The sequence below is a fragment of the Trinickia sp. NRRL B-1857 genome, assembly GCF_050470685.1.
Taxonomy (GTDB): Bacteria; Pseudomonadota; Gammaproteobacteria; order Burkholderiales; family Burkholderiaceae; genus Trinickia.
Window position 1 is genome coordinate 70261 of sequence record NZ_JBFLUK010000001.1, and the last position, 21691, is coordinate 91951.

Sequence of the window (21691 nt, forward strand, 5' to 3'; positions counted from 1 at the left end):
TGCAACGCATCGGGTTGTGCCACGCAACACAAATTTTTACGACGCAAAAAAACTTTTCGCATCGTGAAAAAGGGGCTCGAACAAGGACGACATGGGTGCCGTGCGCTTGATAGGGACGAAAAAAAAACCGGTGCGAGCACCGGTTTTTCGAACTGACGCGACAGCGCCGAAGTGTTTATTGTCCGCTGCGACGTGCGCCGCTGCGCTGGCCGTCGGTACGACGGGGTTGTCCGTCGCGAGCACTGTAGCCGTCACGCGAACCATAGCCGCTGCGCGAGCCGTTGTTCGAGCCGCGACCGCCGTAGCTGTTCCCGCCGCCACGGTTATCGCCGTTGCCGCGCGAAGCACCGTTGCCGCCGCCCGAGCCGAAGCGCCGGCCGCCGCCGTTACCGCCCGGACGGCCACGGCCGTTACCGGTGCGCGCCGGCGGTGCCTTACGCGGCTCGAAGCCCTCGATCACGTTGACCGGCAGCGGCGAGCGAACGAAACGCTCGATACGCTTGAGCGCGCCCTGCTCGGCGTGATGCACGAGGCTCACGGCAGTGCCCGAGCGACCCGCGCGGCCCGTGCGGCCGATACGGTGGACATAGTCTTCCGCGAATTTCGGCAGGTCGTAGTTAAAGACGTGCGTGATGCCCGGAATGTCGATGCCGCGCGCGGCGACGTCCGTCGCTACGAGCACGCGCACGCGACGCTCGCGCAATGCGCGAATCGTCCGGTTGCGCGCGCCTTGCGGCAAATCGCCGTGCAAAGCGGCGGAGGAGAAGCCGGCATCGGCCAGGCGGCCGGCCAATTGGTCGGCGTCGCTCTTCGTAGCCGTGAAAACGATGGCTTGGTCGAGCGCATCGTCGCGCAGCAGATGATCGAGCAGACGATCCTTATGATCGCGGTCGTCGACGTAGTGAACCGTCTGTGCGATGTTCGCGCGCGATTCGATACGATGCTCGATTTCGATACGCTCGGGATCCTTCAGCAAGCGGTTCGTCAGCGAGCCGATCTTGCCGTCCAGCGTAGCCGAGAAGAGCATCGTTTGACGCGTGGCCGGCGTGGCCGCGACGATCGTTTCGATGTCGTCGATGAAACCCATGTCCAACATGCGGTCGGCTTCATCGAGAACGAGGATCTGCAACTGCGACAAGTCGATTCGGCCGCGCTCGAGGTGGTCGAGCAGACGCCCCGGCGTTGCCACGAGAATCTCCGGGTTCTTCGCGAGCAACATCAATTGCTGGCCGTATGCGACGCCGCCCAGGATGCTGACCGTGCGCAGGCGGCGCAGATGCTTGCCGTAAGTCGATGCGGCCGTCGTCACCTGCATGGCGAGTTCGCGCGTCGGCGTCAGCACGAGCAGGCCCGGACGGGCAACGGGCGGGCCGCGGCGTTGACGGCGATCGCCGCCCGCTTCGCGCGGCTCACGCGGTTGCGCGGCTTGCGTCTTTTGCATTTGCGCGAATCGTTCGATGGCCGGCAGCATGAACGCTGCCGTTTTGCCCGAGCCCGTGGGGCTCGAGACGAGCAGGTCGCGGCCCGCGATGCCGGCGGGGATCGCGCGCTGCTGCACCGGGGTAGGGGCTGCGTAGCCCGCCGCCGTCAGCGCCGAAACGATTTCGGGCGACAGGCCAAGCGAGGCGAAAGTGGGGCCCGACGGCGCCGCCGCCGTTTCGTCTGCCGGGGCGGCATCCTCGGCGGGAAGGCCTAGGGCGAGATCGGCAATGGCGTTCAGCGGGCTGGAATCGAAGCTCGAAGTCATGAGAATCCTAAGAAGACGGCAAATAAGGCGTCGGCGCCAATCGGCATTACCCAAGTCGTCGGATTCAGCATGCACGGACGCACGCGAGCAAATCGAAAAACGGGGGCAGCTCGCAAATCGGTGCGAGCTTTTCGTTAGAAGCTGTATCGGATACGGGACGCCGTTATGGCATCGCCGTCAGCCTGGTATGAGACGGCCTTGTAAGGGCCTAGGCGGAAGGGGACAGGTTCTAAACTAGATTGGAGCAAAACGCTACGGTGCGCCGCACACGCCTACAACCTAATGCGGGCCGGCAGGTGAAACGCAGAGCGCATTATAAGGCTTTTTGCTGCGGCGCGCCACTGCCGCCGGCTGGGGTTGCGCATCGATGAGTCGACGGCGGGCTCGGCGGGCGCCGTCCGCGGCCCCCCGCCGGTGCCGACGAGGCTCAGTTGGCCGTGCCGGCTTTCAGCGACTCGACGAGTTCGACGTATTGCTGTTTCGCCACGTCTTGAGCGGTGCCCTTGAGCGAGGCCCACGCGTCGTACTTGTATTTGCCGACGATATCGGTGAATCCGGGCTTATCGCCGTGCACGTCGCCTTCCGTGGCTTGCTTGAACAGGGCGTAAAGACGCAGCAGCGTCATGTTGCCCGGTTTTTCGGGCAGGGCCTTCACGTCCACTTGGGCTTGTTCGAACTGCGTGTCGACGGTGCTCACGATCCTCTCTCCAGTGCAAAACGATAAGGCCGCCGATCATAGCAAGCGTTGGCGCCGGAAAGCTCGAGCGATGCTTCCAAACGCGGGGCCCCGCGCTTGGGCGGCGGACTGGCGCATGACCCGCATTACAATAGCGCCCATGACATCAACCGTGCTGCTTGCTCTCGATACCTCGACCGAATACTGTTCGGTCGCATTGCTCTGCGCTCAGGCGCAATCGGCCGCCTCCGAACCCGCTGCGGCGCGCGTTTGGACGCGCCACGAACTGACCGGCGCTGTTTCCAGTACGCGCGTGTTGCCTGCCGTGCGCGAATTATTCGACGAAGCGGGTCTCTCGCTCGCTCAGTGTAGCGCTGTGGCCTTTGGATCGGGCCCGGGATCGTTCACGGGTTTGCGCACGGCCACCGGCGTGGCGCAAGGGCTCGCGTTCGGGCTCGGCGTGAACGTCGTGCCCGTCAGTACGCTGCTCGTTTGCGCCGAGCATGCCCGGCGCCGCGATCCGTCGACCACGCGTGTGTTGGCCGTGCTCGACGCACGCATGGACGAGGTTTATTGGGCCGACTACGCGTGGGACGAGGCGGGCGGAGAATGGCAGACGCTCTCGCCGCCCGCGCTCAGCGCACCCGAAGCGTTGGTCGCACCATCGGCGCCGTTCGTTCTCGCCGGCAATGCCGCCGATGCGTTCGGTGCGCGTCTGGCGGCGGCCAGCCAGGCTCGAACGATCGACGGCGACGCGCTGCCGCATGCCGAGCCGCTCGCGTGGGCGGCGCTGCGCGCCTATCGCGCAGGGCGAACGGTCGCGGCCGAGCTTGCGGCACCCGAGTACGTGCGCGACAAAGTCGCGCAAACGAGTGCCGAGCGGCTGGCCGAGCGCGCGGCGCGAGGCGGGCAGGAGGCGCGATGAGCGGGGTGTTGCTGGCCGACCGCTATCTGTCGCCGATGACGGAAGCCGATCTGGACGAAATCGCGGCCGTCGAGCATGACGCTTACGAATTTCCCTGGTCGCGCGGTAATTTCGAAGATTCGCTCCGCAACGGTTATTTTGGGATTTGCATGCGGCACGTGACGGGCGTACTCGTCGGCTATTGCGTGCTGATGCCGGTCGTCGACGAAATGCATTTGCTCAATTTATGCGTCGCGCCGTCGGCACAGGGTTCGGGCGCCGGTCTCGCCCTCCTGCGCGAAGCCGTGCGCATCACGCGCGGAAAAGGGCTGAGCGGTCTGCTGCTCGAAGTGCGGCCGTCCAATCTCCGCGCGTTGCGGCTATACGAGCGCTTCGGCTTTGCGACGATCGGCCGTCGGAAGAACTATTACCCGGCGCGGCGTCATAGCCGCGAAGATGCGCTCGTCATGCGCTATACGTTCGAGAAGGAGGGCGACTGATGGCGCTCGATGAAGCCGCGCTCGAGACGCTAGGTCTCGGGACGATGTGGGTGCGGCGCGGGGCGCCGAGCGGCCAGGGCGTCGTAGAAGACGAACCGGCGCTCGAGGAACCGCGAGCGGCCGCTTACGAGACGGCAAGCCCGGCCGCGCGGCCCGCAGCCGTACAAAGCGTTGAAGCGAAGCCTGTTGCGCGCGAACCCGAGTCGCAATCGGTTTCCGCCGCGCCGACAGAATCCGCGCCGGGCGATACGCCGGTGAGGCCGGTACCGCCCGAGACGGCGAAGACGATCAGAATCGCGCCTGCGCCCGAGCCCGAGCCGCTAGACGAACCGGCATGGGACGATTTTGAGCCCGTGCCCCCGGTCGGCTTCGATCCGGCTCCCGCGTCTGCGCCCGCGGCCCGTAGCGCCGATATCGCCGCACTCGACTGGGAAGCCCTCGAAGCGCGCGTGTCGAATTGCGAACGCTGCCGGTTGTGCGAGAAGCGGACGAACACCGTGTTCGGTGTGGGCGATCGCGCCGGCGATTGGATGTTGATCGGGGAGGGGCCCGGCGAGAACGAGGACAAGCAAGGCGAGCCGTTTGTCGGCCAGGCCGGCAAGCTGCTCGACAGCATGTTGCGTGCGCTCTCGCTGGCACGCGGCGAAAATGTCTACATCGCCAACGTCGTCAAGTGCAGGCCGCCTGGCAACCGCAATCCGGAACCCGACGAAGTCGCGCAATGCGAGCCGTATTTGCAGCGTCAGGTCGCGCTCGTCAAGCCCAAACTCATCATCGCTCTCGGACGCGTCGCCGCGCAAAACCTGCTCAAGACCGATGCGAGTATTTCGTCGCTGCGCGGCCGCGTGCATCGCTATGAGGATGTGCCCGTCATCGTCACGTACCATCCGGCTTACCTGTTGCGCAGCTTGCCGGACAAGGCCAAGGCGTGGGTCGATCTGTGCCTCGCCTACGACACCTACCGCCAAGCTATCCCTAACGATAAGGCGCGGTCATGAGCGTGCTCGAGCCGGCTGCCGCCAGTGCCGCCGCGCTCGACGCGCTGCAAGGCGCGTTGTCCGATCCTGCCGTGCGGGATCTGGCCTGGTTGCTCGCCGGCGCGCCATTGTTGCGGGCGCACCCGCCCGTGGGCGAATTGGCGACCGTTTTCGAAAGCGAGCGTGAAGCGGTTGCGATCGCTGCATGGCTGTTGGAGCTCGACCGCGATCCTAGCCCGTTGAAGCAAGCGCTCGCGGTCACGCGGATCGCGCGCCTCGGGCGCTACGCCGAGTGCCTGCTCGCCTTTTTTCTTCAGCACGGTCCGGCGGCCCGGCTAGTCGCGGCGAATGTCGCGCTGCGGCTCGCCGGTCGAACGATCGGCGAATGCGATTTTCTAGTCGAGAGCGCGAGCGGGCGTAGGCTGCACTGGGAGTTGGCCGTCAAATGTTATTTGCACGCAGGCGGTACCCGCGCCGAACTGGCTGACTATGTCGGTCCGAATTTGCAGGATCGGTTCGACCGGAAACTCGCGCATTTGCTTGGACATCAGTTGCCGCTTTCGGCGCGCGAAGAATTTGCGGCCCTGGGTCACATGGGACCGTGGCGGCCGCAAATGTTCGTCAAGGGCTGGTTGTTCTACCGCTGGGGTGAAGCGCCGCCGATCCCCGAGGCTGTCGATCCTTCGCATTGCCGTGGTTTCTGGGTGCCGAGCGGCGAATGGCCGGCGCTCGGCGCCGCGCGCGCCGCCGCGCGTTGGCGGGTGCTGCCGCGGCTCGATTGGCTTGCTCCTCGAGCGCCGATCGCGAACGAGGACGTCGATGTCGCGGGGCTTTCGACATCCGACGCGCTGACCGAACGGCTCGCGCAGCAAGCCGGCCCGATCATGGTCGCATCGTTTGAGCGGCAGGCCTCCGTCCTTGGGCGTTGGCACGAGACCGAGCGCGGGTTTGTCGTACCGGACGATTGGCCGGAGCAGGCTAGATCCTACGCGCAGGCTAGCGCGTAACGCGTAAAGGCCGTTGCACGGCGAACGCGCCGCTCCCAAACGGTTGCTACCACCATCGATGAAAATGGTGGAGTGGACCGATGCCGGTGCCGACTTGAAGGCGCGTGCTTTCGCGCAATGCCTGGGCCAGATAAGCTTTGGCGTCGGTGACGGCGCAAAGCCAGTCCTGCCTTTGAGGAATTAGCGCCGCGATGGCGGCCGAGAGCGTGCAGCCGGTGCCATGCGTGTGCTTGACCTCGATCCGCGTGCCGCCGAGCCGATGTTCACCTGTTTCGTCGATGAGCCAATCGGGGCTTTGCGATCCGCCCAGGTGCCCGCCTTTCATGAGGACGGCGCGCGCGCCTAGCGCCCGCAGGGCGTCGCCTTGCCGGCGCATGCCGATTTCGTCGGTCGCCACCGAGTCGGCGCCGACGAGTACCGCGGCTTCATCGAGATTAGGCGTCACGAGTCCCGCGATGGGGATCAACTCTTCGCGTAGTGCCGCGATCGCATCGGCGCTAAGGAGCGGGTGACCGTTTTTGGACAAAATGACGGTATCGAGCACGATGCGCGGTGGGGCATAGCGCCGCAGCGCATCGGCGACGGCGCGTACGATGTCGGCATTCGCGAGCATGCCGATTTTGACGGCATCGATGCGGATGTCTTCGAAGACGGCGTCGAGCTGCGCCGAGACGAACGCGGCATCGGGCGCATGCACGGCGCGCACGCCGTGCGTATTTTGCGCGGTGAGCGCCGTCACGACACTGGCGCCGTACGCGCCCAGTGCCGAGAACGTCTTCAGATCGGCTTGAATGCCGGCGCCTCCGCCGCTGTCCGAGCCGGCGATCGTCAATACATTGTGGACACGATGGGTCATGGCGGAAGGCCGCGCGCGGCCATGCAACTCAGTGCTTGATTTCGCCGATCAGCGCGACCGAATCGAAGGCGCGCTGGTTCGCTTGATGGCGGCGCATGACAAGCCACATCATGAGACAGACGAAGGTGCCGAACAAGACGATCACGACCGAAACCGGCACGTCGAGCCATACCAGCACCGCATAGAGGCAGAGCATGACGAGCACCGATAGGTTCTCGTTGAAGTTTTGCACGGCGATGGAGTGGCCCGCCGAAAGCAATACGTGTCCGCGGTGCTGCAAAAGCGCGTTCATCGGTACGACGAAAAAGCCCGAGAGCGCGCCGACGAACATCAAGAATATATAGGCGATGATCAGATAACCCGGCACGTGGACGCGGCCGAAATAAAAGCCCCAATTGACCGGCACGAGTTGCCGCGTATAGAACGCCATGGCCATGACGGCGAGGCCCATGACGATGCCCACCGGCAAAACGGTCAGCGACTTCTTGAGCGGCACCCGCGCCGCGGCGAGGATGGCGCCGCCCGCGACGCCTACGGCGACGATCGCCTGCAAGATGGCGCCTTCGGACAGCGACATGCCCAGCGAGACCTCGGCCCACTTGAGGACGATGAATTGCAGCGTGGCGCCGGCACCCCAGAACAGCGTCGTGACGGCGAGCGAAATTTGGCCGAGCTTATCGCGCCACAGCGCCAGAAAACAGTCGGCGAAATCGGTGATGAGTCTGATCGGCCCGTGCTGCTGCTTCGGGTAGCGGGCGCCCGTGTCGGGAATGCGCAGATTGAAGATGGCGGCGATGACGTAAATGCCCATGATGACGAGCATCGCGGCTTCGGCCGGCGTATGAACGAGGGGAATCCGATGCTTGAGCACGTGCGCGGCGATATGCGGGCTGATCAAGGCGCCGCCCAGCACCGTGCCGAGGATGATCGAGGCGACCGTGGTGCCCTCGATCCACCCGTTGGCGGCAACGAGCCGTTCGGGCGGCAGCAACTCCGTCAGAATCCCATACTTGGCCGGCGAGTAGGCGGCCGCGCCGAAGCCGACGATCCCATACGCCGCCAGCGGGTGAGCGCCGCCCATCATGAAGAAACAACCCACGATCTTGATCGTGTTGGTCGCGAACATGACCCGCCCCTTGGGCCGCGAATCGGCGAAAGCGCCGACGAACGCGGCGAGCACGACATACGACAGGACGAAGAACAGCTTGAGCAGCGGCGTCATCCAGTTCGGGGCATGGAGATCTTTGAGTAGAGCAATGGCGGCAATCAGAAGGGCGCTATCGGCCAGCGACGAGAAAAACTGCGCGGCCATGATGGAGTAAAAACCTTTTTTCATCTGATGCGTTGCGGTCCTTTGCGGCGCGTCCTCCCCGGACGCGAATGACGCGTTAGGACTTAGGCCGTTCGAAATGGGTTGTGCGCACGGCTTTATATCACGAAAATAGGTGGCTTCGGACGGCCGGCGCGCCGCCCGAGCGGCGCATGGCTACCCGCCAAGCGTCCGATTACGCGCCATCCCATCCTGATAGGCCCCGTGCCTCATACGAAAACGTCATGCCGCGCCCGCTTCTCGCCACCATCCACACCGCAGCTCTGGCCAACAATCTCGCTTGTGTCCGCTTGCGCGCCCCTAATTCCAAAGTGTGGGCCGTCGTCAAGGCCAACGCCTACGGCCACGGGCTCGCCCGGGCGTTCCCCGGCTTGCGGGCGACCGACGGGTTCGGCTTGCTCGACCTCGAAGAGGCCGTAAAGCTACGGGAACTCGGTTGGGCCGGCCCGATTCTTCTGCTGGAAGGTTTTTTCCGTCCGACGGATATCGACGTCATCGACCGGTACAGCTTGACCACCACGGTCCATAGCGACGAGCAATTGCGCATGCTCGAAATGGCGCGCCTGTCCAAGCCCGTCAATATTCAACTGAAGATGAACAGCGGCATGAACCGGCTCGGCTACACGCCCGAGAAGTTTCGCGCGGCGTGGGAGCGTGCGCGCGCCTGCCCCGGCGTCGGGCAAATCGTGCTCATGACCCATTTTTCAGACGCGGACGGCGAACGAGGCATCGATTACCAGATCGATGCGTTCGAGCGCGGCGCCGAAGGCATCGCCGGCGCGCGCAGCCTCTCGAATTCGGCCGCGACGCTCTGGCATCCGCGTGCCCACTTCGACTGGGTTCGCCCCGGCATCGTCCTATATGGCGCATCGCCGACGGGCATGACGTCGTCGGTGGAAGACGTCGGCCTGCAACCCGCCATGACGCTTGCGTCGGAGCTCATCGCCGTACAAACGCTGGCAAAGGGACAGACCGTCGGCTACGGTTCGACGTTCACCGCACCTGCGCCGATGCGCATCGGCGTGGTGGCCTGCGGCTATGCGGACGGCTACCTGCGGTGCGCGCCCGAGGGCACGCCGATCATCGTCGACGGCGTACGCACCCGCCTGATCGGCCGCGTGTCGATGGACATGTTGACGGTCGACCTAACGCCTTGCCCGACGGCGAACGTAGGGTCGCGCGTCGAACTGTGGGGCGCGCAGTTGCCGATCGACGACGTCGCGCGAGCATGCGGCACGATCGGCTACGAGTTGATGTGCGCGGTTGCGCAGCGCGTGCCGGTATTGGCCGAGTGAGCGTGCATTCGTCTCATTTTTCACTCTCGTTTTCTCGAACGATCGGGCACAACGGCTAAGGACCGCGCGTGGCGAAACAAAAGACGGTGTACACCTGTACGGAATGCGGCGGTCAAACGCCGAAGTGGCAGGGGCAGTGCCCCTCATGCAGCGCTTGGAATACGTTGGTCGAGGCCGTGGCGCCTAGCGCGGGCGCGCATCGGTTTCAATCGCTTGCGAAGAGCGCGCCGGTGCAACGGCTTGCCGATATCGAAGCGGCCGACGTGCCGCGTTTCTCGACGGGGATCGGCGAGTTCGATCGCGTGCTCGGCGGCGGTTTCGTCGCGGGCGGGGTCGTTCTCATCGGCGGCGATCCGGGTATCGGCAAATCGACGCTATTGCTGCAATCGCTCGCATCGCTCGCGCAGGAACGTACGGCGCTCTATATCAGCGGGGAAGAATCGGCGGCGCAGATCGGCCTGCGTGCGCAGCGTCTCGCGCTGGTCGAGCCCGGCTCGCATGCGGCCGATCTGAAGCTACTCGCCGAAATTCAGCTCGAGAAGATTCAAGCCGCGATCGAGGCCGAGCAGCCCGACGTCGCCGTCGTCGATTCGATCCAGACGATTTATTCCGATGCGCTCACCTCCGCGCCGGGCTCCGTCGCGCAGGTTCGCGAATGCGCGGCGCAGCTCACGCGTATTGCCAAACAGTCGGGTACGACCATCGTCATGGTCGGGCACGTGACGAAGGAGGGCAGCCTGGCCGGGCCGCGCGTGCTCGAACATATCGTCGATACGGTCCTTTATTTCGAGGGCGATACGCATTCGTCGTTCCGGCTCGTGCGCGCGTTCAAAAACCGCTTCGGCGCCGTCAACGAACTCGGCGTATTCGCGATGACCGAGCGCGGCTTGCGGGGCGTGGCCAATCCCTCGGCGCTGTTTTTGTCGCAGCACGAACAGATCGTGCCGGGATCGTGCGTGCTCGTCACGCAGGAAGGGTCGCGGCCGTTGCTCGTCGAAATTCAGGCGCTCGTGGACACGGCGCAAGTGCCGAATCCTCGACGGCTGGCGGTGGGGCTCGAACAGAACCGACTGGCGATGCTGCTGGCGGTATTGCATCGGCATGCCGGCATCGGATGTTTCGACCAAGACGTGTTCTTGAACGCCGTGGGCGGCGTGAAGATCGCCGAGCCCGCGGCCGATCTGGCGGTGCTGCTCGCCATTCATTCGTCGATGCGCAATAAACCGCTGCCCAAGGGCCTGATCGTATTCGGCGAAGTGGGGCTCGCGGGGGAAATCAGACCGTCGCCGCGCGGACAGGAGCGACTGAAAGAGGCCGCCAAGCTCGGGTTCACCGCGGCGTTGATTCCGAAGGCCAACGCACCGAAGCAGCCGATCGAAGGGTTGCAGGTGCTCGCCGTCGATCGTATCGAGCAGGCGATCGACCGGATCAAGGAACTCGAATAGCGAGCCGCCGGGCCGCGGCCGTCAAAGATCGCCGCCGGGCCACAGCGCTTGCGCCGGTTGTGCCTGAGGCGCGGACGGTTGCGTTGCTGCGGGTTTCTCGGCGACGGTTCGGAACAGCACGTGCTCGCGCGCTTCGTCGACGGTGAGTACGGGCGATACGCAGCAATCGCGAGGCTCGAGCAATTCGATCCACGTTTTGAGCCGATGCGTCGCGATGTGATCGGCTAGTTCCCGGGTCAAGGCCAGGGCGTCGGGGCCACCGATGGCTTGGCCTAGGCTCCAGTGGCGCGCGGCCCAATCGGGGCGGCCCAAGGCGCGGCACAACCGTTCCCAAAATTTCAGTTCGAGCGCGCCGACGGCGAGCCAGCGGTCATCGGCCGTTCGGTAGACGTTGTAGCAGGGCACGCCGCCGTTGAGGAGCCCGTGGCCCGCGCGCAATTCATCGAGACCCGCCGGTGCGCCCCGATCGGCGTTTTCGAGCGTAGCGCGCGCGACGATGTTGCTGGCGTGAATCGAATGCGTCATCGATATGTCGACGAACGCGCCGTCCCCGCCGCGCGAGACTTGCCAAAGCGCCGCGAGGATGCGGTTGACGGCCGGCAGCGCGCCGCCGAGCAAATCGGCAATCTGGATGTTCGGGACGACGGGCGTGCCGTCCGAAGTGGCGATTTGATCGAGTACGCCTGCGTAGGCGAGGTAGTTCAGATCGTGTCCCGGCCGTTGCGAGAAGGGGCCGCTCGCGCCATAGCCCGTAATTGCGCAATAGACCAGCTTCGGGTTGATCTTGGCGAGACTGCGGTAGTCGAGGCCCAGCTTTTCCATGACCCCGGGCCGAAAACTTTCGACGAGTACGTGCGACTCGCGCACCAGCGCGCGCAAGACGGTTCGGCCCGTTTCGGACTTGAGATCGAGCCGCGTCTCGCGCTTGCCGCGATTGACGAGACGATAAAAGCTGCTCGGTACGCCGCTTGCCCGGTCGGCCGGTGCTTGCATCATCGTACGCGCGCCGTCTCCGGCACCGGGCTCTTCGATCTTGAGCACGTCGGCGCCGAGTTCGGCCAGCCGCAATGTCGCGAGCGGGCCGGGCAGCAAGCGCGTGAGATCGAGCACGCGCAGGCCTTGCAGCGGAGCGTCGGTCGTCAACGTACACCTCCTGTCGATCCATCGTCACGGCTCGGCCCTAGCGCGAAAGGGCCGCGAGCACCGGCTATGCGCGGTGCATCCTAACCGATTTGTTCCAATTCTTCCTGCGCATCGAGCCATTCGGCTTCGAGCGCTTCGAGGCGCGCGTGGACTTCGGCCTGGCGTTTGAGCGCGTCGGTCAGCTTGGTCTTCATAGCCGGCTCGTAGCTCGCCGAATCGGCGACGAATGCATCGAGCGTGGCCTTTTCGCCGTTCAGCGCATCCATCTCCTTTTCGAGTTTCGAGATGCGCGTTTGCAGCGGTTTCTTCAATTGGGCGAGCTTTTGGCGGACCTCGGCTTCCTGGCGCCGCTGATCCTTGCGATTGCCCGCCGCTGTCTCATTCTCGCGCGCGTTCTCGCCGGGCGCTGCCGCCTTGGCCGCGGCACGCGTCTCGGCCGCATGCTGTAGCAGCCAATCGCGGTAGTCGTCCAGATCGCCGTCGAAAGGTTGTAGGCGGTGTTTGGCAACGAGCATGAATTGATCGGTGCTCGCGCGCAACAAGTGCCGATCGTGCGAGACGAGGACCAACGTGCCTTCGAATTGCGCGAGCGCCATCGTGAGCGCGTGTCGCGTCTCCAAATCCAAGTGGTTCGTCGGTTCGTCGAGCAACAGCAGATTCGGCTTTTGCCAAATGATCAGCGCAAGTGCGAGCCGGGCTTTTTCGCCGCCCGAGAATGGGCCGATCGGCGAACTGGCCATATCCCCGGAAAAGTTGAAGCCGCCCAGGAAATCGCGCAGTTCCTGTTCGCGCGTGTCGGGCGCGATGCGGGCCAAATGCGCAAGCGGCGAGTCGTCCGGCCGCAACGTCTCGAGCTGGTGCTGCGCGAAGTAGCCGATCACGAGTCCTCGGCCCGCGCGCATGGTGCCGCCGAGCGGTTCGAGCGTACCGGCCAGCGTTTTGACGAGCGTCGACTTGCCTTGGCCGTTGGCGCCGAGCAAACCGATGCGCTGGCCGTTCTGCACCGATAGCGTGACGCCGTCGAGAATCGGGATCTCGATGCCGTCGTCGGTGCGATAGCCGCAGCGTACGTCTTCCATGACGAGCATCGGGTTGGGCGCGGCGTCGGGCGTGCGGAATTCGAACGTGAAGGGCGAGGCCGCGTGCGCGGGAGCGATGCGCTCCATTTTTTCGAGCGCCTTCATGCGGCTTTGCGCTTGCCGTGCCTTGGTCGCCTTGGCCTTGAAGCGATCGATGAAGCTTTGCAAGTGGGCGATCGTCTTTTGCTGCTTGTCGAACGCGTTTTGCTGAAGCGCCAATTGCTGCGCACGCAAAATTTCGAATTGCGAGTAGTTGCCGCCATAGCGTTTCACCTGACGATTTTCGAGGTGAAGCGTGACGTTGCAGACCGAATCGAGGAATTCGCGATCGTGCGAGATGACGACGAGCGTACCGGGGTAGCGTCCGAGCCAGTCTTCGAGCCAGACGATGGCGTCCAAGTCCAAGTGGTTCGTGGGCTCGTCGAGCAGCAGCAGGTCGGAGCGGCACATGAGCGCCTGCGCCAAATTCAGCCGCATCCGCCAGCCGCCCGAGAAACTGGCCACCTGTTCCCGAGTTTGCGCGAGCGTAAAGCCGAGGCCGAGCAGTAGCGCTTCGGCACGAGCCGGGGCCGTGTAGCCGTCGGCGTCGGCGAACGCCGCGTGTGCATGCGCCAGCGCTTCGCCGTCGTGATCGGCTTCGGCCTGGGCGATTTGGGCTTCGATTTCGCGCAGGGCCGCATCGCCGTCAAGCGTGTACTCGAGCGCGGTCTTCTCGGCCGCGGGCGTTTCCTGCGCCACATGGGCGATGCGCCACGATGGCGGCAACGAAAAATCGCCGGCGTCGGGATGCAGCTCGCCGCGCAACACGGAGAAGAGGGTGGACTTGCCGGCGCCGTTGGCACCGACGAGACCTGCCTTTTCACCGGGGTTCAGCGTGAACGAGGTGGCTTCGAAAAGCGGCTTGACGCCGCGGGCGAGGCTAAATTGATTGAAACGGATCACGGGCGGGGCCGGCTGCTCGAAAAGCGCTATTTTAGACGTTCGCGAGCACGGCCTGTGCCGGACATTGCGCCATGCTTTCGAATAGACTTGCGGTTTTTCCTTGGAGACGACACGGTGAGCACGGTTTACACGTTTTCCGCCCGCACGTTAGGGGGCGAGGCGCTCGACCTCGAACGGTACCGCGGCAAGGTCTTGCTGATCGTCAATACGGCGAGCGAATGCGGGTTCACGCCGCAATACGCCGGGTTGCAGCAGTTGCACGAACGGTTCGCCGCGCGCGGATTCGAGGTACTCGGCTTTCCATGCAACCAGTTCGGCAAGCAAGAGCCCGGCGATGCGGCGAAAATCGGCAGTTTCTGCGAGAAGAACTTCGGCGTGACGTTTCCGATGTTCGAAAAGGTCGACGTCAAAGGCCCCGGCGCTCATCCGCTGTTTCGCTATCTCTCGGCGGAGCGGCGGGGGATTCTCGGTACCCAGGCCATCAAGTGGAACTTCACGAAATTTTTGGTCGACCGCAGCGGCAACGTCCTCAAGCGCTATGCCCCGAAGACGCCTCCGGAGGCGGTGGCGGCCGATATCGAACGTCTGCTTTGAAGAACGGGCTTCGCGCACCGTCCCGTATTAAAGGATCGGGGAAAACAACCGCGCCACGTGCATGACGATGCGCCGCAATGCCGACGCGTTGCGGTACTCGTTGCGATCGACTTCCCAGGCTTCGCCGAAATCGCGTTCGAGCATCGCATGCACCTCCAAGGCGAAGGTATGGTCGATCGTCAGCACCATGATTTCAAAGTTGAGCCGGAAGGACCGGTTGTCGAGATTGGCGCTGCCGATCGCGGCGGCTACGTCGTCGATCAGAACGACTTTCTGATGCAAGAATCCCGGCCTATAGCGGAAGATGCGAACGCCGGCGCGGATCAGGTCGTGCGCGTAGAGCTTCGAGGCCTCGAAAACGACATAGTGATCGCGCCGGCTCGGAATCAGAATGCGCACGTCCACGCCGCGCATGACCGCAAGACGCAAGGCCGAAAAGACTGCTTCGTCGGGTACCAAGTAGGGCGTGGTGATCCAAATTCGGCTTTGCGCCGCATTGATCGCCTCGACAAAAAAGAGCGAACCCGTTTCTTCTTTGTCGGCCGGCCCCGGTGCGACGACAAGGCAATGCATGTCGGCGTCTCCGGCACGCTCGGGTTGCTCCGCTTGCGAGGGTTCGAGGCGAGGCAGGCTCTGGGTTGCCCAATGCCAATCCTCGATAAAGACGAACTGCACGCTCGCGACGACGGGACCGCGCAGTTCGATATGCGTATCGCGCCACGGCGACAGGCGCGGATTGCGACCGAGATATTCCACGCCGACATTGTGACCGCCGACGAACGCGCGCTCCCCGTCGACGACGACGATCTTGCGGTGATTGCGGAAGTTGAGCTGAAAACGGTTGACGAACCGCCGGTTCGTGGCGAACGGATGCATTTGCACGCCGCCCTCGCGCAGCGCCGAGATGTATCGCTGAGGTAGATCGAAACTGCCGATGCTGTCGTAGAGGAAGCAGATACGAACGCCTTGAGCCGCCTTAGCAAGCAGCAAATCCTTGAGCCGTTCGCCGAGCTCGTCGTCGCGGACGATGAAAAACTGAATCAAAACATAGTGGCGTGCGTGCTCGATCGCCTCGAGAATCGCGGCGAACGTCGCGTCGCCGTTCACGAGCGTGCGCACGTGATTGCCCGGCAGAAACGGCATGCCGGATAGACGCGTCAACGCGCGCACGACGGCATGGCCGAGCGCATCGGCCGGGCGCCCCATGGACGAAGCGGCCGTATCCCAAGCGCTCGGATGCGCGCGTGTGCGCAGCAATTCGCTTTCGATGCGACGTTTATCGACGTAGCCTTTGAATTTGCTGCGCCCGAGGAACAGATACGGAATAAGCGTGACGTAGGGCACGGCCACGAGCGACACGGCCCAGGCGATAGCGCCTTGCGAGGTCCGCGTATTTAAGATGGCATGGCCGGCGGCGATCACGCCCAATACGTGCGCGGCGAAAATTAGGCTGCCTAAAGAAAGCCAATCGAATTGCATGAGAGGTTGGTCAGGCGTCTGTCCGGTATCGGATGCGCGGCGCCTTGGCTGCGCGCCGTCCGCAAGCATCTTACCTAAGCGCCGGATTTGGGGCAGGGTTCTCTTGAGCCATGAGGGGGTATCGGCCGCGAACGGACGATTCGCCTATTCCAATTCCCCGGAAAGTAGGACGCCGGCGGCGATCGAAAGCTGGGCGATCGCATACGAGAACCAAATCGCATACTCGCTGCCTCGAAAGGGGCTCAGGAACCGGTCGATGCCGATCATTGCATCGGAGGCGACAAAGGCGAGCGCGCCTAGCGACAATGCCATGCCGCCGGGCTTTGCCAGCAGCGCCAAGCTAGCCATTGCGCACAGCGCGAGCATATAGACGGCGACCGCGACGGCGAGTGGGCCCAGATGCGGCAGGAAGACGAAATACATCGCGAGAGCGGTCGCCCATAGCAAGGGGACCTGCGCTTGCCGCCAGCCGGGCACGCCGCGCCACAACCCGGCGGGGCGTATGGCGCTTGGCGCGAGCAGTGCGCAATACGCCAAGTGCGCGACTAAAAACGCGCCGAGTCCGCCCACGAACGAGAACGTGAGCTGCGGCAACGCCAACAGCGCATCGCCGACGGCCGAGGCCGCCAACGCGATCATCAATCGTAGCCGTTCGCGGGGCGCTTCGTGGCGAGCGCAGGCCAAGAACAGCAGCGCGCACATCAAGACTTTGGCCGCCGCCTGATCGGGATAGGGCGCGCCTCGCAGCGACACGCCGTAGGCAAGCGCGGCGCCGCCTGCCAGCACCCATAACCGCCGCGTTTGAGACCTGGCGCTTTCGAACAGGGCGAGGCTGTCGCCGATCCCGGCGTCATCGTCGTTTCCGTCGCTTTCGTCGTTCGGCCCCGACAGCGGCGATTTGGACATGGACATGAGCGGCGCTCAGACGGCCGGCAAATCGCTGGCCTGAATCAGAAAGACCGTGTCGTCGCCGGCGCTCGTGGAGAGCCAGACGAGGTCGAGCCCGCCGAATGCCGCCTCGACGTTGGGCCGTTCATTGCCGATCTCGACGACGAGAATGCCGTTCTCGGTGAGCCAGTTGCGCGCTTGGCCGATGATGCGACGCACAACGTCCATGCCGTCTTCGCCGCCGGCCAGCGCCAATTGCGGCTCATGCCGGTACTCGTCCGGCAACGCTTGCATCGAAGCACTGTTTACGTACGGCGGATTGGCGATGATGACGTCGTAACGGCGCTCGGGCAGCGGCGCGAACAAGTCGCCCTCGAACAACGCGATGCGATCCTCGAGCGCGTAATCGGCCACATTGATATGCGCGACTTCCAACGCGTCGGCCGAGATATCGACGGCGTCGATGTCGGCATTCGGAAAGGCGTGCGCGGCCAGAATCGCTAGGCACCCGGAGCCCGTGCAAAGCTCGAGCACGGCGCCGACTTCATCGGGATCGGCCACATAGGGCTGTAGGCCGTCTTCGAGCAATTCGCCGATGAACGAACGGGGCACGATGACGCGTTCGTCGACGAAAAAGCGCAGGCCGTGCATCCACGCTTCTTGCGTGATGTAGGCCGCCGGCACGTGCTCTGTGGCACGGCGCTCGATGACCTTCATGACGGCGTCGACTTCGTCGTCGAGCAAGCGGGCGTCCAAGAATGGATCGAGCGTATCGAGCGGCAGGTGCAGCGTATGCAGAATCAGGTAGGCGGCTTCGTCGTAAGCATTGGCGCTGCCATGCCCGAAGGCGAGCTGGGCCTGATTGAAGCGCGACACCGCATAGCGTAGCAAGTCGCGAACGGTGCGAAACGGCGTGGTCATCGCGGCATCTCCTCGTGCTGTGCGGGGGTGGGTCATGCGATCAGCGCGTCGAGCACGCGCCGGTAAATGTTCTTCAACGGATCGACGAATGCGAGCTCGATATGCTCGTCGATCTTATGGATGCTGCCGTTCGGCGGACCGAATTCGACCACTTGCTTGCAGATGCGAGCGATGAAGCGGCCGTCGGACGTGCCGCCTGTCGTGGACAGTTCCGTCGACACGCCCGTTTCGTCCTTGATCGCGCGCGCGAGCGCGTCCGACAGTTCGCCGCGCGGCGTGAGAAACGGGAGCCCGCTGACGGTCCAATCGAGGTCGTATTCGAGGCCGTGCTTGTCAAGGATCGCATGCACGCGCCGTTGCAGGCCCTCGACCGTACTCGCCGTGGAAAAACGGAAATTGAACAAGAGTTCGGCGCGCCCGGGGATAACGTTGCTCGCGCCCGTGCCGCTATGCAGATTCGATACTTGCCACGTGGTGGGCGGGAAATACTCGTTGCCTTCGTCCCAATGCTCGGCCACGAGCTCGGCCAGCGCCGGCGCCATCAGATGGATGGGGTTGCGCGCAAGGTGCGGGTAGGCGATATGGCCTTGCACGCCTTTGATCACGAGCTTGCCCGACATCGAGCCGCGCCGGCCGTTTTTAACGACGTCGCCGAGCGTGTGCGTCGAAGTAGGTTCGCCGACGATGCAGTAATCGAGCCTTTCGCCGCGTGCCTGTAGCGCTTCCACGACTTTGATCGTGCCGTCGGTGGCGGGACCTTCCTCATCGCTCGTGATGAGAAACGCGATCGAACCGCGATGGTTCGGATGCGCGGCGACGAATTCCTCGCTCGCGACCACGAACCCCGCGATCGAGGTTTTCATGTCGGCCGCGCCGCGGCCATAAAGCTTGCCGTCGCGGTGCGTGGGCACGAACGGCGGTGAGCTCCATTGCTCCAGCGGTCCCGTGGGGACGACGTCGGTATGGCCCGCGAACGCGAGCAGCTTGCCGTGCGCGCCGTCCGTACCGCGCTTGACGGCCCACAGGTTCGTCACGCCGTGCGATTCGATCGTTTCGCAGGTGAAGCCGGCCGCTTCGAGCCGCTCGATCAAGAGCTTCTGGCAGTGTTGATCGTCGGGGGTGACCGACGCTCGGGCAATCAGTTCTTCGGTAAGGGCAAGGGTGCCGGACATGGATTCAAAAGCCGATTCGTTCTTGATAAAAAAATGCCGGCGGTCAGGCGCCGGCGGGCGATGCTCGCATTGTCTCGCGACCCGTGGGTCGGCGCTAATCTACCCTACCGAACGGCTAGGGTACGACCGCGCACGAGGCACGGGCATCCCTCGCCGCTCAAGCGAACAGCGTGGCATATTCGTCGGCGGAAAAGCCCACCGATTTGACGCGGCCGTCCACGACCAGCACCGGCCGTTTGACGACGGAAGGCTTGTCCACCATCAGCGCGATCGCGCCTTGCTGCGTTTCGGCAGCGGCCTTGGTATCGTCGGGCAAGCCGCGCCAGGTCGTGCCACGGCGGTTGAGCAAGATCTCGAGCGGGACGTCCTTAAGCCAACCCTTGACGAGCGAAGCCGTGAGGCCCGCCTTCTTGAAGTCGTGGAACTCGAACGCGACGCCGTTCGATTCCAGCCATGTGCGGGCTTTCTTGACGGTGTCGCAGTTCGGGATGCCGTAGACGACGGTGCGGGCCGCGTTCATCAGTCGCCTCGCAGCAACTCGTTTAAGCCGACCTTCGCGCGCGTCTTGGCGTCGACCTTCTTGACGATGACGGCGCAATACAGGCTGTGGGAACCGTCCTTCGAGGGCAGATTGCCCGCGACGACGACCGATCCCGGCGGCACGTAGCCGTAGGTGACTTCGCCCGTTTCGCGATCGTAGATCTTCGTGCTTTGTCCGAGATAGACGCCCATCGAGATGACCGAGTTTTCGCCGACGATCACGCCTTCGACGACTTCCGAGCGCGCGCCGATGAAGCAGTTGTCTTCGATGATGACGGGGTTCGCTTGCAGGGGCTCGAGCACGCCGCCGATGCCGACGCCGCCCGAAAGGTGCACGTTCTTGCCGATCTGCGCGCACGAGCCGACCGTCGCCCATGTGTCGACCATCGTACCTTCGTCGACGTAAGCGCCGATGTTCGTGTACGACGGCATCAAGACGACGTTTTTAGCGATGAACGAGCCACGGCGCGCGATTGCGGGAGGCACGACGCGGAAGCCGCCCGCGGCGAAATCCTCGGCCGTGTAGTTCGCGAACTTCGAGGGCACCTTGTCATAGAACTGCGAGTAGCCGCCGGCCGGCATCGGGACGTTGTCCTCGAGCCGGAACGAGAGCAGGACCGCCTTTTTCAGCCATTGATTGACGACCCATTGGCCGTCCTTCTTTTCCGCGACGCGCAAAGCGCCCTTGTCGAGTTGCTCGATCGCGTGGGCGACGGCGTCGCGCACTTCGGCGGGCGCTGCCTTCGGCGAGAGCTCGGCACGGTTTTCCCAGGCGTTGTCGATGATGCTCTGAATATGTTGCGACATGTCGGTAGTTTCGCTAAGTGAAGTCTAGGTGACGGGTGCGGTGCAAGGGCTGTGCGGGGCGCCGGCCGATGACGCGGGGCCGCGGGCGCGGATCAGCGCGCCAGGCTGCGGCAAAAATCGACGATGCGTTTGGCGCCATCGACGCACTCGTCCACGTCGGCGACGAGCGCCAGGCGAACGAAATCGCGGCCGGGATTCACGCCGTGCGCGGTGCGCGCCAGATATGAGCCGGGCAAAACCGTCACATTATAGTCGGCGTACAGGCGCTGGGCGAACTCGGTATCGGTCAGACTTGTGCGCGCGACGTTGGCCCAGAGGTAGAACGCGGCGTCCGGCAAGCGTACGTCGAGCACTTGCTCGAGCATCGGCGTTACCGTCGAAAACTTGGCCACGTATTTGGCCCGATTCTCGCGTACGTGCGTCTCGTCGTTCCAGGCGGCGAGGCTCGCCGCTTGGTAGACGGGCGATAGCGCCGCGCCGTGGTAGGTGCGGTAGAGCAAAAAGCGCTTTAGGAGCGCCGCGTCGCCCGCGACGAAGCCCGAACGCATGCCGGGCACGTTCGACCGCTTGGATAAGCTCGAGAGCATGATCAGCCGCTCGAAGCCGCGGCCCAACTGGTGCGCGGCTTGCAAGCCGCCCAGCGGCGGGTTGGCTTCGTCGAAATAGATCTCCGAATAGCATTCGTCCGACGCGATCACGAACCCGTGCTTGTCCGACAGCGCGAACAACTCGCGCCAATCGTCGAGCGTGAGTACCGCGCCCGTCGGATTGCCCGGCGAGCAGACGTATAGAAGCTGCGTGCGTGCCCACACGTCCTGCGGCACCGCCGCATAGTCGCAGGCGAAGTTGCGCGTCGGATCGCTATTGGCGAAATACGGCTCGGCGCCCGCGAGCAGCGCGGCGCCTTCATAGATTTGGTAGAACGGATTCGGGCACAAGACGATCGCGCCGGGCTTGCTGCCGTCCACGACCGTCTGCGCAAGCGAGAACAGCGCCTCGCGCGAGCCCGAAACGGGGAGCACTTCCGTGGCCGGATCGAGCGCCGGCAGGCCGTAGCGGCGCATGGCCCATCCGGCGATGGCTTCGCGCAGCGCAACGGAGCCGATCGTAGCCGGGTAGTTCGACAGCGTATCGAGCGCGCCGACCACGGCTTCGCGGATCAGGGCGGGCGTTGCGTGTTTCGGTTCGCCTAGACCAAAGCTGATGTGCGGCAATTGCGCGGGCGGCGTTGCATCTTTGAAGAGCACGCGCAGCTTTTCGAACGGATAGGGCTGGAGGCGGTCGAGTAGAGGGTTCACGTCGGGCTCGGCGGGCACGGTTACGAGGGTGCGTCTTGCATGCGATTTTCGCAAGCCGCCCCTGCGCGGGAAAAGGGCGTCATTATAGCTT

General features: G+C 64.1%; 20 protein-coding genes. 7 read left to right on the forward strand and 13 right to left on the reverse strand.

Annotation, left to right across the window (positions count from 1 at the left end; genetic code table 11):
- Positions 1–175: 175 nt before the first annotated feature.
- Both AB1286_RS00385 and AB1286_RS00390 read right to left on the reverse strand, forming a co-directional pair.
- Positions 176–1747 carry a DEAD/DEAH box helicase gene (locus AB1286_RS00385; RefSeq protein ID WP_430361394.1) on the reverse strand — a complete coding sequence of 524 codons (1572 nt, stop codon included), beginning with the start codon at positions 1745–1747 and terminating at the stop codon, positions 176–178.
- A 427-nt stretch (positions 1748–2174) separates the two neighbouring features.
- A complete protein-coding gene (locus AB1286_RS00390; RefSeq protein WP_430361395.1) occupies positions 2175–2444 on the reverse strand; it encodes an acyl-CoA-binding protein in 270 nt (89 codons plus the stop codon).
- Between the two features lie 139 nt (positions 2445–2583).
- Here AB1286_RS00390 and tsaB point away from each other — a divergent pair, with 139 nt between their 5' ends.
- The 4 genes from tsaB to AB1286_RS00410 are packed head-to-tail and all read left to right on the forward strand — an operon-like array spanning position 2584 to position 5811.
- Positions 2584–3348: a tRNA (adenosine(37)-N6)-threonylcarbamoyltransferase complex dimerization subunit type 1 TsaB gene (tsaB, locus tag AB1286_RS00395; RefSeq protein WP_430361396.1), complete on the forward strand. Its 765-nt coding sequence runs from the start codon at positions 2584–2586 to the stop codon at positions 3346–3348.
- Positions 3345–3827, forward strand: coding sequence for a ribosomal protein S18-alanine N-acetyltransferase (gene rimI, locus AB1286_RS00400; protein ID WP_430361397.1), 483 nt, complete (start codon positions 3345–3347; stop codon positions 3825–3827). The genes tsaB and rimI overlap by 4 nt, the downstream gene beginning before the upstream one ends.
- Positions 3827–4825, forward strand: a complete 999-nt coding sequence (locus tag AB1286_RS00405; RefSeq protein WP_430361398.1) for a uracil-DNA glycosylase family protein — start codon at positions 3827–3829, stop codon at positions 4823–4825. The genes rimI and AB1286_RS00405 overlap by 1 nt, the downstream gene beginning before the upstream one ends.
- Positions 4822–5811, forward strand: a complete 990-nt coding sequence (locus AB1286_RS00410; protein WP_430361399.1) for a DUF1853 family protein — start codon at positions 4822–4824, stop codon at positions 5809–5811. The genes AB1286_RS00405 and AB1286_RS00410 overlap by 4 nt, the downstream gene beginning before the upstream one ends.
- A 46-nt stretch (positions 5812–5857) precedes the next feature.
- Here the strand turns inward: AB1286_RS00410 and thiD are convergent, their stop codons facing one another.
- Both thiD and lplT read right to left on the reverse strand, forming a co-directional pair.
- On the reverse strand, positions 5858–6667 hold the full coding sequence (thiD, locus tag AB1286_RS00415) for a bifunctional hydroxymethylpyrimidine kinase/phosphomethylpyrimidine kinase (protein WP_430361400.1): 810 nt from the start codon (positions 6665–6667) through the stop codon (positions 5858–5860).
- A gap of 28 nt (positions 6668–6695) precedes the next feature.
- Positions 6696–8003 carry a lysophospholipid transporter LplT gene (lplT, locus tag AB1286_RS00420; RefSeq protein ID WP_430361401.1) on the reverse strand — a complete coding sequence of 436 codons (1308 nt, stop codon included), beginning with the start codon at positions 8001–8003 and terminating at the stop codon, positions 6696–6698.
- Positions 8004–8221: 218 nt separating this feature from the next.
- Between lplT and alr the strand changes: the two genes are divergently transcribed.
- Positions 8222–9292, forward strand: a complete 1071-nt coding sequence (gene alr, locus AB1286_RS00425; RefSeq protein WP_430361402.1) for an alanine racemase — start codon at positions 8222–8224, stop codon at positions 9290–9292.
- 68 nt (positions 9293–9360) lie between these two features.
- Complete coding sequence (gene radA / locus AB1286_RS00430) at positions 9361–10737, forward strand: DNA repair protein RadA (protein WP_430361403.1); 1377 nt, start codon at positions 9361–9363, stop codon at positions 10735–10737.
- A gap of 21 nt (positions 10738–10758) precedes the next feature.
- On the opposite strand, the gene AB1286_RS00435 is transcribed toward radA, so the two are convergent.
- On the reverse strand, positions 10759–11880 hold the full coding sequence (locus AB1286_RS00435; RefSeq protein WP_430361404.1) for a CaiB/BaiF CoA transferase family protein: 1122 nt from the start codon (positions 11878–11880) through the stop codon (positions 10759–10761).
- Positions 11881–11960: 80 nt separating this feature from the next.
- Positions 11961–13901: an ATP-binding cassette domain-containing protein gene (locus AB1286_RS00440; protein WP_430361405.1), complete on the reverse strand. Its 1941-nt coding sequence runs from the start codon at positions 13899–13901 to the stop codon at positions 11961–11963.
- Positions 13902–14015: 114 nt separating this feature from the next.
- Between AB1286_RS00440 and AB1286_RS00445 the strand changes: the two genes are divergently transcribed.
- Positions 14016–14495, forward strand: a complete 480-nt coding sequence (locus tag AB1286_RS00445; protein WP_430361406.1) for a glutathione peroxidase — start codon at positions 14016–14018, stop codon at positions 14493–14495.
- A gap of 27 nt (positions 14496–14522) precedes the next feature.
- On the opposite strand, the gene cls is transcribed toward AB1286_RS00445, so the two are convergent.
- The 7 genes from cls to dapC form a co-directional block, all read right to left on the reverse strand.
- Entirely contained in the window at positions 14523–15974 is a 1452-nt protein-coding gene (gene cls, locus AB1286_RS00450) for a cardiolipin synthase (RefSeq protein ID WP_430361407.1), read from the reverse strand.
- Between the two features lie 144 nt (positions 15975–16118).
- Positions 16119–16886 carry a lysoplasmalogenase gene (locus AB1286_RS00455; protein ID WP_430361408.1) on the reverse strand — a complete coding sequence of 256 codons (768 nt, stop codon included), beginning with the start codon at positions 16884–16886 and terminating at the stop codon, positions 16119–16121.
- Positions 16887–16895: 9 nt separating this feature from the next.
- Positions 16896–17783 (reverse strand): 50S ribosomal protein L3 N(5)-glutamine methyltransferase, encoded by an 888-nt coding sequence (gene prmB, locus AB1286_RS00460; RefSeq protein ID WP_430361409.1) that lies wholly within the window; start codon positions 17781–17783, stop codon positions 16896–16898.
- Between the two features lie 32 nt (positions 17784–17815).
- On the reverse strand, positions 17816–18955 hold the full coding sequence (gene dapE / locus AB1286_RS00465) for a succinyl-diaminopimelate desuccinylase (protein ID WP_430361410.1): 1140 nt from the start codon (positions 18953–18955) through the stop codon (positions 17816–17818).
- Between the two features lie 157 nt (positions 18956–19112).
- A complete protein-coding gene (locus tag AB1286_RS00470) occupies positions 19113–19475 on the reverse strand; it encodes an ArsC family reductase (protein ID WP_430361411.1) in 363 nt (120 codons plus the stop codon).
- On the reverse strand, positions 19475–20302 hold the full coding sequence (dapD, locus tag AB1286_RS00475; RefSeq protein WP_430361412.1) for a 2,3,4,5-tetrahydropyridine-2,6-dicarboxylate N-succinyltransferase: 828 nt from the start codon (positions 20300–20302) through the stop codon (positions 19475–19477). The genes AB1286_RS00470 and dapD overlap by 1 nt, the downstream gene beginning before the upstream one ends.
- A 92-nt stretch (positions 20303–20394) precedes the next feature.
- Positions 20395–21600 carry a succinyldiaminopimelate transaminase gene (gene dapC, locus AB1286_RS00480; protein ID WP_430361413.1) on the reverse strand — a complete coding sequence of 402 codons (1206 nt, stop codon included), beginning with the start codon at positions 21598–21600 and terminating at the stop codon, positions 20395–20397.
- Positions 21601–21691: the final 91 nt, after the last annotated feature.

Excerpts from the sequence above, each read along its gene's own strand:
- AB1286_RS00385 (WP_430361394.1), bottom strand. The coding sequence starts at position 1,747 with ATGACTTCGAGCTTCGATTCCAGCCCGCTGAACGCCATTGCCGATCTC.
- tsaB (WP_430361396.1), top strand. The coding sequence starts at position 2,584 with ATGACATCAACCGTGCTGCTTGCTCTCGATACCTCGACCGAATACTGT.
- rimI (WP_430361397.1), top strand. The coding sequence starts at position 3,345 with ATGAGCGGGGTGTTGCTGGCCGACCGCTATCTGTCGCCGATGACGGAA.
- AB1286_RS00405 (WP_430361398.1), top strand. The coding sequence starts at position 3,827 with ATGGCGCTCGATGAAGCCGCGCTCGAGACGCTAGGTCTCGGGACGATG.
- AB1286_RS00410 (WP_430361399.1), top strand. The coding sequence starts at position 4,822 with ATGAGCGTGCTCGAGCCGGCTGCCGCCAGTGCCGCCGCGCTCGACGCG.
- thiD (WP_430361400.1), bottom strand. The coding sequence starts at position 6,667 with ATGACCCATCGTGTCCACAATGTATTGACGATCGCCGGCTCGGACAGC.
- lplT (WP_430361401.1), bottom strand. The coding sequence starts at position 8,003 with ATGAAAAAAGGTTTTTACTCCATCATGGCCGCGCAGTTTTTCTCGTCG.
- alr (WP_430361402.1), top strand. The coding sequence starts at position 8,222 with ATGCCGCGCCCGCTTCTCGCCACCATCCACACCGCAGCTCTGGCCAAC.
- cls (WP_430361407.1), bottom strand. The coding sequence starts at position 15,974 with ATGCAATTCGATTGGCTTTCTTTAGGCAGCCTAATTTTCGCCGCGCAC.
- AB1286_RS00455 (WP_430361408.1), bottom strand. The coding sequence starts at position 16,886 with ATGTCCATGTCCAAATCGCCGCTGTCGGGGCCGAACGACGAAAGCGAC.
- prmB (WP_430361409.1), bottom strand. The coding sequence starts at position 17,783 with ATGACCACGCCGTTTCGCACCGTTCGCGACTTGCTACGCTATGCGGTG.
- dapE (WP_430361410.1), bottom strand. The coding sequence starts at position 18,955 with ATGTCCGGCACCCTTGCCCTTACCGAAGAACTGATTGCCCGAGCGTCG.
- AB1286_RS00470 (WP_430361411.1), bottom strand. The coding sequence starts at position 19,475 with ATGAACGCGGCCCGCACCGTCGTCTACGGCATCCCGAACTGCGACACC.
- dapD (WP_430361412.1), bottom strand. The coding sequence starts at position 20,302 with ATGTCGCAACATATTCAGAGCATCATCGACAACGCCTGGGAAAACCGT.